A 10,005-nucleotide genomic window follows, 5' to 3' on the forward strand; every position below is an offset into this window, starting at 1 on the left:
GGCCGCCTGCTGGTTGGCCTTGAGCGCGGCCAGCACCTCGCTGGCATCGTGCGCCTGCGCAACCACGGTCGGCACCACGCGGCTGGCCCAGATCTGGTTGACGTAGCGCTCCGGATCAAAGGGCTGGGCGCCCCCGCCCCCTCCTCCAGAGCTGCTGCTGGCGTTGAGTGGCCGCACCGTGTAGAGGCTGCAGGCCGAGAGCAGCAGACAGAGCAGGCAGGCCAGACCGCTCCATAGCAATGGCTGCTGTCGGATTGAGGCCATACAGGACCTCTGGGACTGCTGCTTTGTGCGGCTCATCCTCTGAGCATGGTCGTGCATAGGATCCTCCCAACCAGACAATGGTCGGTCGTTGTTGGGTTGGCTTTCCTGCGCGCGTGGCAGGCTGCCTCGGCTTCGTTTGCAGCTAGCGCCTGGCTGCATCAGCCCCTTCTCCACGCTCGGGAGCGACAGCCCGAGCTTGCTTCTGCTCTACCAGCCAACGCGCCGTCAGGTGATCGGTGATCAGGACATTGATCCAGCGCCCTTCGAGGGCACCACGAATGGCCGCCTGCTTGCGCTCGCCACCGGCAACGCCAACGGCATATTTGACCCGCTGGAGCTGCTCGAGGCGCATGCCGATCACGCGCTCGTCAAGGGGGGTCACCACCGGACGCCCCTGGGCATCGAAGAAGCGCAGCAGGATGTCGCCGACGGCTCCATGCTCGCGCAGTATGTGCAGCTCTTCCAGCGAGAAGATATTGCCACTGCTGGCCAGGAGCGCCGAGGGTTCGACGGCGCCAATACCGACCAGAGCCACGGTGACGCTGTCGAAGAGCTGGTAGGCTTCGCGTACAAAGGGGTCTTCAAAGAAGATCTGGCGGGCCTCCGGCGAGCTGACCACGCCCGGCGCCGGCAGAAAGACGGCCTCTCCATGCAGCAGCTCGGCCAAGCGGCGCGTGAGCTGGGTGGCGTGGACCTCCGCCGCCGGGTTGCCAATGCCTCCCAGGATCTGGAGCACCTTGGCCCGCGAGGGCTGCGCCAGCGGATGCATGGCGTCCACCATCGCCAGCAGGGAGGCGCTCCAGGACGAGATGCCAACGATTTCTCCAGGCGTGACCTTTGACTCCAGCCAGAAGGCCGCCGCGCTGCCAATGGCTTGCAGCACCTGTTCGCCGCTGGCCTCCTCCGGGCAATCGGCAACGATGGCCTCCTTGAGGCCGTAGAGAGCCTCTAACTGGTTCTCCAGGTCGGTATAGACGCCGCGCGGCATGCTCACCGTGATGCGCACAATCTGCTCCTGTTGGGCCCGCTTCAGCAGGCGCGAGACGTTGGACTGCGAGAGCTGCAGCCGCTCGGCAATTTCTACCTGCGAGAGGCCGCGCTCGTAGTAGAGGCTAGCCACCTTGGCCATCAAGCGCAGATCGTCAATGCGTGCCATACGTGGGTTACTCCTTGGCTTTCGCCGGATAAGATCCTTCCTACCGGCGCCCTGCGGATCGGTGCAGCGTGGCGCGGGCGACCGCCTCCTGCCAGCCGGCATAGCGGGCCTCACGCTCCTCCGCAGGCAGGAGCGGCTCAAAGCGCTGACGAGGCCGCGGCAGGGCCGCGATGGCTTCTTCGCTCTCCCAGAGGCCCAGCGCCAGACCAGCCAGGTAAGCGGCTCCCAGCGCGGAGACATCCGCCGATTCACAGCGCAGCACCGGTTTGCCAATGATGTCGGCCTGAAATTGCATAAGCAGGTCGTTGCGGGTGGCACCACCATCGGCTAATAATACCTGGAGTTCGACGCCCGCTTCCGCCTGCAGGGCGTCAAAGACGGCACGCACCTGATAGGCGATGGCCTCGACGGTGGCCCGCGCCAGTTGCGGCAGGGTGCTGGCCTGGGTCAGGCCGCAGATGAGACCGCGGGCCTCTTTGTCCCAGTAGGGCGCCCCTAAGCCGCTGAGAGCGGGGACGAAGTAGAGGCCGCCGCTGTCGGGCACGCTGGCGGCCAGGGCGGCCAGTTCTCCAACGGGATCACGTTCGCTGAGGCCAAGGAAGCGCCCCAGCCACTCGACGGCGGCTCCGGTGACGTAAATATTGCCTTCGAGGGCATAGGTGACGCGCTCGCCAATGGCCCAGGCGATGGTTGTAGAGAGCCCGCTCTGCGAGAGGCGCGGCTCCGGCACCGGTGTCATCAGCGATGAACCGGTGCCATAGGTGGCTTTGACGGCTCCCGGCAGAAAGCCGGCCTGGCCAAAGAGGGCGGCGTGCGAGTCGCCGATCAGGGCCGCTATCGGAAGGCCCGCCGGAATGGCCCCACAGGCCACGGTGTGGGCGTGAAGGCTGGCCGACGGCTCTACCGCGGGCAGAACGGCCGCCGGTACGCCCAGCAGCCCTAACAGCTCCTCGTCCCAGGCGCGCCGCTGCAGGTTGAAGAGCTGTGTGCGCGAGGCGTTGGTCATGTCGCAGACATGGGCCGCCCCGCCGCTGAGCTGCCAGCAGAGCCAGCTATCGATCGTGCCAGCACACAGCTCGCCAGCTTCTGCCCGCGCCAGGAGATCCTGCTCTTCCAGCAGCCAGCGGATCTTGGTCCCCGAGAACATGGGATCGATGGTGAGGCCGCTGCGCTCGCGAATGAGCGGCTCCAGCCCCTGATCTTGCAGGGCCTGGCAGAGCTGGCGCGAGCGCTGGCATTGCCAGCTCACGCATGGCCCCAGGGGCTGACCGCTGGCGCGCTCCCAGAGCAGCACCGACTCACGCTGGTTACTGATGGCTATGGCCACCGGCTCTGCCTTCGCCCCCGCCTGTTCCAGACAGGCGGCGCCGGCCTCCAGCACGCTCTGCCAGAGTTCCTGCGGATCTTGCTCAACCCAGGCCGGACGCGGATAGCGGCGCCCCACAGGGCGACTGGCCCGGGCGAGCACATTGCCCGCGACGTCGACAAGCAGGGCTTTGGTATTGGTCGTTCCCTGATCAATGGCCAGGATTGCCGTCTGCTTCATTGCTCTGCTCTCGCCTTGAGAAGCTCTAACGCCGCGGCCCGAATGCCAGCAGGCGTCAGACCGAAATGCTCTAAGAGATACTCGGGCGAGCCGGTGGGCGCGAAGACGCCGGGCACGCCCAGAATGCGCATTGGGACGGGATAGGTGGTCACGACTACCTCGGCGACCGCTCCTCCGAGGCCGCCGTAGACGGTGTGCTCTTCAACGGTGACAATGGCTCCGCTGCGCCGCGCGGCCTCGATTACGGCCTCGCGATCAAGCGGGCGAATGGTCGCCATGTTGAGCACTGCCGCCTCGATGCCTTCGTTGGCAAGCAGTGCGGCAGCCTCCAGGGCGCGCGCAACCATGACTCCCGTGGCGATCAGGGTCACATCGCTTCCCTGACGCAACCAGCTCGCCTTGCCGAGGCGGAAGCGGTAGTCCGCCGGATGCACCTGCGGCACGGGCATGCGGCTGATGCGCAGGAAGAAGGGTCCGGGGAGACGGGCCGCTTCGTGGATAGCCTGGGCGGTCTCCAGCGGGTCGGCGGGAACAACGACCGTGAGATTGGCGATGGCGCGCGTCCAGGCCAGATCTTCGATAGAGTGATGGGTCGGCCCCAGCTCGCCATAGGCCAGGCCGCTGCTCATCCCGCAGAGCTTGACGTTGGCTTGCGAGTAGGCCAGGTCGACCTTGATCTGCTCCAGCGCGCGCGCTGTCAGAAAGGGCGAGGCCCCGCTGACAAAGGGGATCTTGCCGCCGTTGGCAAGGCCGGCGGCCACTCCGACCATGTTCTGCTCGGCAATGCCAACGTTGATCAGCCGCTGCGGAAAGGCCGCCTTGAAGCCCTTGAGCTTGCTGGAGCCGAGAGAGTCGTTGATGACCACGACGATACGCGGGTCATTGCGCGCCGCCTCTTCGAGCGCCTGGGCAAAGGCATCACGACAGTCGTAGAGCTGGCTCATCAGTGCACCGCCTCCCGTAGCTCCTGCAGTGCCCGCTCGGCCTCCTCGGGCGTCGGTACTCGATGGTGCCAGTCAACATTGTCGCACATAAAGGAAACCCCTTGACCTTTGTGTGTGTAGGCGATCAGGCAGCGCGGACGCCCCGGCTCCCATCCGCTGCTCGCTCGTAAGGCCTCTAGCAGCGCGGCATGGTCGTGCCCATCAACTTCACGTACCGCCCAGCCGAAGGCTCGCCATTTGTCAGCCAGCGGCTCCAGACGGATGGTCTCTTCGGTGGCCGCTCCTTGCTGAAGCCGATTACGATCAACGATGACGGTGAGGTTGTCCAGGCCATAGTGGGCCGCGGCCATAGCCGCCTCCCAGTTGCTGCCTTCCTGCAGCTCACCGTCGCCGGTGAGGACGTAGGTACGCCAGGCCGCCCCGTCCAGCCTGGCCGCTAAAGCGGCCCCTACCCCAATGGGGAGACCGTGACCCAGCGGGCCAGTGCTGGCCTCAACCCCCGGTACCTTGGTGCGATCCGGGTGACCGTTGAGGCGCGAGAGGGGCTTCATGAAGGTCTCTAGCTCGCTGGTCGGGAAGAAACCTACTTCGGCAATGGTGTTGTAGAGGGCTCCAGCACAATGTCCCTTGCTCAGAATGAAGCGATCGCGCTCAGGAGCATCGGGATGCTGCGGGTCCACACGCAGGACGGCAAAGTAGAGCGTGACCAGGATGTCAAGGGCGGAGAAGTCTCCGCCAATGTGCCCCATCCCGGCACGCTGGATCATCACGAGGTCTCGCTGCCTCAAAAGGTTGGCTTTCCTGCGTAGGGCCGCAAGCTGGTCCTCATGATCCTGGGTCATGCCTGCTCTTCGCCTCCGTCCAGTCCCAGCAGGGCAGCAAAGACTAGTTGCTGCGCCCGCAGGGCATCTTGCTTCTCCTGCGCTTCCTTGAGCGCCGCCTGGTCGAGGCGCCGACGCACCCGCTCAAGGGCCTGTATGCGCTTGATGCTGACCCGCGCCGCCTCCACCGGATCTTCACGGAAGGGGAACTGGTCAAGCAGAATCGGACGCTGCCAGCCGATGCGCTCGACGGCCTGCAAAAATTCAATGGTTTCGATGATGTGCAGGGAGGCAACGGCCAGGTCGTCGTCCCATTCGCGCCAGTTGTCGTTGACTTCGATGCTTGTCAGCTTGCCCTGACGGGCGATCAACTGTAAGGCTTCCGCCGGGGTCTCCTTGGCAAAGAGGGAGTGGCCCAGGTCCATGACGATGCCAACGTTGTTGACGCCCATCTCCTGGATGGCGAGCAGCGTGCGCGCGGAGGAGCTGAGGACCAGATGAACACGCGGCTCTTTGGCTTTGTATTCGATAGCATACTGCAGGTCGGGGTTGGCTTCGGCTACCGCCCGAATGCCGTTGACGGTGAAATCCCAGAGCTGCAGATGGTCGGCCTGGAAGGGGTAGTCGTAGCCGTCCTGCCCCGGCCAGAATTTGACGTAGTCAGCTCCCAGTACCCGCGCAACGTCGCTGGCTCGCTTGCCCAGGTCGATCGCCTGCTGCCTGATGGCCGGATCCGGATGGGTAAAGCTGCCGCGCGCGAAGCGCTGGTCATAGATGACTGGGGTGATGGCTATGGCCCGTAGACCGTTGCGCTCCAGGGCCTCTTTGACTTGCTCCAGGCTCAGGTCCTCTTCGGGAAAGGGATAGTTGATGTCTAGCCCAACTAGCCCCCCAACACGCCCGGCCCGCTCGATGGCCTCAAGGGTGCCCACCGGCGGCCCGTAGGCGTTGGTCGCATAGCGGTCAATAAACTGGCCGAAGAGCCAGATGCCCGCGCCAAACTGGAGGCCGTTGCTCATCTCTCTCGTCTCCTCGTCTCTGAATAATTATTCATCACTGAAAAAATATTCAACACACCGATAAGTGTACCGGGACGGGGCCGCTCTGTCAAGAGGCCAGGGCCTTGAATTTTTTGCGGGCCTGGGCTTCTCCTCCTCGGCAGGCAACGGCTGATGCCGCGGGCGGACCAGGCGAGCAGGTGGGACGGCAACCTCGAACGCTCGGGAAGAGATCTGGCTCTCTCTCTGGCCGGGGGTGGGTGCGGGAAGGTTTTGGAAGGTAGTCGCTGAGCGGTTTTTATGCTACACTGGGGGCGATTAGACCAGGAAGAGAGGCAGCTTGATGCAGGCACGGCCTGACGCAGATGAGGCGGAGCTGCTCGCCCAAAGCCAGCGCGGTGACGTGAGCGCTTTTAATGAGCTGGTCCTGCGCTATCAGTCCAGCGTCTATAATGTGGCTCTGCGTATGCTGGGCGATGCGGATCTGGCCGCCGATATTACCCAGGAGACCTTTCTTTCGGCCTTTCGCCATCTGTCGACCTTCCGCGGCGGGACGGCCTTCCGCTCGTGGCTGCTGCGCATCACAACAAACCTGGTCTACGATCATTGGCGTCGCCAGCGCCGTCATCCCGAAGAGTCGCTGGAGACGGCCAGCGAGGAGGACGATCCTCAGCCCTCGCTGACGCTGGCTCAGTTGGCCTCGTCCGAGCTGGAGGCCAACCCGGAGCAGTACTTGCTCCACCGGGAGTTACAGGAGCTGCTCCAGCGCGGCCTGGCGGAGCTTCCTCCTGAGCAGCGCCTGGCGCTGATTCTCTGCGATATCGAGGGCCTGTCTTACGAGGAGATCGCCACGGTGATGCATACGATGCTTGGGACGGTACGCTCGCGCATCGCGCGGGGTCGCGCTCGCCTGCGGGCCTATCTGGCTCGCCATCAGGAACTTTTGCCGCGCCAGTTTCGTTCCTCCTAAGAGGTGCTGCCCGGCGCCCGCCGCTGAGCGTCGAGGACGGGCTTGTTGGCAGAGGGCAATTTTCTGGCACTGGAGTAGTGAGCTGTGGCACAGGACCATCAGGAGCATCCGACACTTGAGCAGCTTTCGGCCTATCTGGATGGGGCGCTCTCTTCTGAGGAGGAGACTTTCTGCGCCGCTCATCTGCCCCATTGTGCCGCCTGTCGCTCAGAGCTGGCGAGCCTGCGCCTGACGCGCGAGCTGCTGCGCGCGCTACCGCCGGCCAGGCCGCCGCGGACCTTTACGCTGACGCCCGAGCTGCTGCGGACCTCGCCTCCGGCAGCAGAGCCGGAGGTGAATACGCTGGCGACATCGACGGGTTCAGAGGGGCCTGCCGCTTCCTCGGCGGGACGTTCAGGTCCCCAGAGCGAGCCGATGGCAGGAGCTGGAACCAGACGCTCGCCTCTGCGGCGCCTGGTGCGGGTCATGAGTACGCTGGCAGCGGTGATTGCTCTGGCGCTGCTGCTCTCGGCCTTGCTGGCTTCGGTGAGCGGTGGCTTTTCAGGCAGCACGAGTACGGCGGTCCAGGTGGCGCCGGTGCGCCCGCCGGCCTCGTCTCCAGAGGCACAGCAGCATGCTGCAGCGACACCGGCCACCTCCAGCGAGGTTCCGCGTGGCATGCGACCGGGTCTGACGGGCACACCAGCCCCTGCCGAGGCCACTCCCCCCGGCTACAGTCCCTGGCAACTACCAAATGGTGCTCCCGCCTTTTCTCTGACAGCTTTCCTGCTGGCCCCTTTGACTCGCCTGCTCCTCGGCTGCTTGCTCTTGATCGCCGCCCTCGCCGGACTGCTCTTGACGCGCCAGCCCCCCTCGTCTGCCGGACGCGGCTTCGATCGAACTACTACCAGGCCGAGGTAGGCCGACAGGCGAGCAAGCAGGCCAGGTCAGGTCAGGTCAGGCCGGGATCGGGACAGGTCGGGTCAGGGGATCTGGACGCCGATATCGGCCAGGCCCTGGCGCAGGCTCTGCTCGCTTAGCTCGGTAATGGCTACGGCCCGTACAATGCCCTGCCGGTCGATAAAGTAGGTGGTCGGGATGGCGGTGACACGATAGGCGGCGTTGACCGTGCCACCGGCATCGAAGAGTAAGGGATAGGTGACTTTGAAGGCCCGGCCAAAGCTGGCGATGTCTTCTTTGGGATCGGCCTGGTTGATGCCCAGCAGGACAAAGGTGCCCCGCGCTCCGTACTGTTCGTAGGTGCGCTGTAGGAGCGGGACTTCACGCCGACAGGGATCGCAGGATTCCGACCAGAAGTTGATGACGACTGGATGGCCACGCAGGGCTTTGAGGCTGACGGTCGGACCACCACTCCCACCATAGACAGGCAGGGTGAAGTCCGGCGCCGGCTGCCCGACAGCTACACCCGCAGTCGGCGTCTGGGCCGGCGCGGGGAGCAGGGTCAGAACGATGTAGCCCCCGACCAGGACGACGACCAATACGAGAACGCCGATGAAGATGGGACGCCTCCGATCGCGTGGCCTGCCCACTTGCTCCTTGTAATGAGCGGCTAGCTCTTCTTCAAATTCGCGTCGCTGCTCCCGCGCAAGCTGCTTCTCCGTCCGCTCTTTGCTGCTGACTCCTCGTTTCTGTGCCATGCTTTCAACCTTGAGAGAGGATGTTGCGCTTCGCTCGCCCGGAGGGGTCTGGCTTCCTCTCTGCTGCTCGACACTATCCTATACTATAGGCCGGGCCGCTCAATTCCTGCAAGCTCCTACTCCGCGCTGGCTCCCCTTCCTTCACCCGCTTACCTTCGCTCCTCTGGCGGGTCCGGCACTTCTTCGAGCAGATCTGCAACATGCAAACCTAGCGCTTTAGCTAGCTGCTCCAGGGTATGGACTGTTGGGCTGTAGCCAGGGTCGTTGCAAATCCGGTTGATGGTGCTAAAGGAGATATCCGACATCCGCGAGAGCTTGCTCATGCTGATGCCGCGCTCCGCCAGGATCTCTTTGACTTTCAGACGAACCATAGGGCCTTTCTCGCATGCTGATCTGCCTTGATTATACAGAGGGGATCTCTTGAAAAAGCTGTGTCACTTGTGATATGCTTGATAAGAAATTCCATATCAGATATTCCATATATGAAAGAGAGCGAGGTCAGCCATGACAAGGAGCGAGGCCGAGGCTCTGGCGGAGCGTATCCGTCAGGACCGGGAGGCCAACGTTCGCGTCCACAGCATCGAGAAGGACCCTTATCAGAAGGAAGCCTACTACCTCGTGTGCTGCTATGAGAATGGTCTGCCTTTTGTAGTGCGTCATGAGGGCATGTGGCAGGAGCGTCGGCTCTACGGAGTCATGCGGCATCCACTGGCCACAACGCCGCTAGAGCAAGAGCGCGTGCGTCTGGAGCCTCTCTAAGTCAACCACCCCACGGCTCAAGCCGGGGGGCTTCTGATGCACAGGCCCGAGGTTGACCAGCCCAAGTCCGGAGGCGGATGGCCTTGCGGGACTCCGTTCCGCCAGTCATGACAGCCTGGGGCGCACGAAGTGCTTCGCGCGAGCCGGGTTCCGGACGGACCTTCCACAGGCGGGGCCTGCGGGAACGCGGGTGCCGGCTCTGTTCCGGCGAAGGGGCCGGTTGGAGGTCGCCCCCAAGGGGCGCCTGCTTCGGTTCGGGTCGGAGTGGGTCTTCTGGCTTTGCGTGCATTGCGGCCCGGAGGAGGTCGTCATCAGCACCTCGGAAGGGGCGAGCTTCGAGGAAGAGCGGATACAGGGTACAGGAGCGCATCAGGCTGGTTTCGACCCGGCTGGAGGGGAGCCGGCAGCATCGGGGCCTCCTGAACCAACTGCAGGAGGTGGCCGCTGCGGCCCTCCCTGAACATGCGTCTGGCAGTGGAAGAACAGCGCGTGGCGGGGCTGGACGACCTGTCACGGATCGCAGCCGGGGAAGGCGTCGGGCAAGGAAGAACCAACCGCTCATCGGATGGTTCAGAGGGATCCAGACCTGGGCGGCGACCCGCTTCGGGAACGGGGATGGCGCGTGGATGGCTCGTGGGGCCAAGACGGCTCGCCCCGCATCTGCCATGCCTGCCATTCCACTCCAAAGGGCCAGAGGGGATGCCGCCGGAGCGGAGATTCGGGCATGGACCTGTCAGGAGGAGCGCGGGGCGCGGCATCTTTGGGACGGGCGCGCGGCAATGAACGGCCTGGCGCAAGTGCTGAAGACGCCTGAGATGCCCTGCCCGGGCCGTCTGGGAGGCCGGCTGGCCGTTAAGACCGGGCGGGCCTGACGGTTCGACGGTCCAGTCCTCAAAGAGAGGGCTGGGAT

General features: G+C 64.4%; 11 protein-coding genes. 3 read left to right on the plus strand and 8 right to left on the minus strand.

Annotated elements, in window-relative coordinates; genetic code table 11:
• The 6 genes from ACFMO7_RS18590 to ACFMO7_RS18615 form a co-directional block, all read right to left on the minus strand.
• Nucleotides 1-264 (minus strand): DUF2291 family protein (locus tag ACFMO7_RS18590; protein ID WP_376796986.1); only part of this gene is annotated, 264 nt, incomplete at its 3' end.
• A 142-nt stretch (nucleotides 265-406) separates the two neighbouring features.
• A complete protein-coding gene (locus ACFMO7_RS18595) occupies nucleotides 407-1,420 on the minus strand; it encodes a sugar-binding transcriptional regulator (RefSeq protein WP_376796987.1) in 1,014 nt (337 codons plus the stop codon).
• Nucleotides 1,421-1,460: 40 nt separating this feature from the next.
• A complete protein-coding gene (locus ACFMO7_RS18600) occupies nucleotides 1,461-2,966 on the minus strand; it encodes an FGGY family carbohydrate kinase (RefSeq protein ID WP_376796988.1) in 1,506 nt (501 codons plus the stop codon).
• Entirely contained in the window at nucleotides 2,963-3,910 is a 948-nt protein-coding gene (locus ACFMO7_RS18605) for a transketolase family protein (RefSeq protein WP_376796989.1), read from the minus strand. The genes ACFMO7_RS18600 and ACFMO7_RS18605 overlap by 4 nt, the downstream gene beginning before the upstream one ends.
• Nucleotides 3,910-4,752 (minus strand): transketolase, encoded by an 843-nt coding sequence (locus ACFMO7_RS18610; RefSeq protein WP_376796990.1) that lies wholly within the window; start codon nucleotides 4,750-4,752, stop codon nucleotides 3,910-3,912. Before ACFMO7_RS18610 ends, ACFMO7_RS18605 begins: the two co-directional genes overlap by 1 nt.
• On the minus strand, nucleotides 4,749-5,750 hold the full coding sequence (locus ACFMO7_RS18615) for a sugar phosphate isomerase/epimerase family protein (RefSeq protein WP_376796991.1): 1,002 nt from the start codon (nucleotides 5,748-5,750) through the stop codon (nucleotides 4,749-4,751). The genes ACFMO7_RS18610 and ACFMO7_RS18615 overlap by 4 nt, the downstream gene beginning before the upstream one ends.
• Nucleotides 5,751-6,072: 322 nt before the next feature.
• Here ACFMO7_RS18615 and ACFMO7_RS18620 point away from each other — a divergent pair, with 322 nt between their 5' ends.
• The gene (locus tag ACFMO7_RS18620) at nucleotides 6,073-6,699 is read left to right on the plus strand and encodes a sigma-70 family RNA polymerase sigma factor (protein ID WP_376796992.1); all 627 of its coding nucleotides are present in this window, start codon (nucleotides 6,073-6,075) and stop codon (nucleotides 6,697-6,699) included.
• Nucleotides 6,700-6,783: 84 nt separating this feature from the next.
• The gene (locus tag ACFMO7_RS18625; protein ID WP_376796993.1) at nucleotides 6,784-7,599 is read left to right on the plus strand and encodes an anti-sigma factor family protein; all 816 of its coding nucleotides are present in this window, start codon (nucleotides 6,784-6,786) and stop codon (nucleotides 7,597-7,599) included.
• Nucleotides 7,600-7,661: 62 nt separating this feature from the next.
• On the opposite strand, the gene ACFMO7_RS18630 is transcribed toward ACFMO7_RS18625, so the two are convergent.
• Together ACFMO7_RS18630 and ACFMO7_RS18635 are read right to left on the minus strand one after the other, a co-directional pair.
• Nucleotides 7,662-8,336: a TlpA family protein disulfide reductase gene (locus ACFMO7_RS18630; protein WP_376796994.1), complete on the minus strand. Its 675-nt coding sequence runs from the start codon at nucleotides 8,334-8,336 to the stop codon at nucleotides 7,662-7,664.
• Nucleotides 8,337-8,485: 149 nt separating this feature from the next.
• Entirely contained in the window at nucleotides 8,486-8,707 is a 222-nt protein-coding gene (locus ACFMO7_RS18635; RefSeq protein WP_376796995.1) for a helix-turn-helix domain-containing protein, read from the minus strand.
• 133 nt (nucleotides 8,708-8,840) lie between these two features.
• On the opposite strand from ACFMO7_RS18635, the gene ACFMO7_RS18640 reads away from it, so the two are divergent.
• The gene (locus tag ACFMO7_RS18640) at nucleotides 8,841-9,095 is read left to right on the plus strand and encodes a hypothetical protein (RefSeq protein WP_376796996.1); all 255 of its coding nucleotides are present in this window, start codon (nucleotides 8,841-8,843) and stop codon (nucleotides 9,093-9,095) included.
• Nucleotides 9,096-10,005: the final 910 nt, after the last annotated feature.

This window comes from Thermogemmatispora sp. (genome assembly GCF_042408735.1).
Taxonomy (GTDB): Bacteria; Chloroflexota; Ktedonobacteria; order Ktedonobacterales; family Ktedonobacteraceae; genus Thermogemmatispora.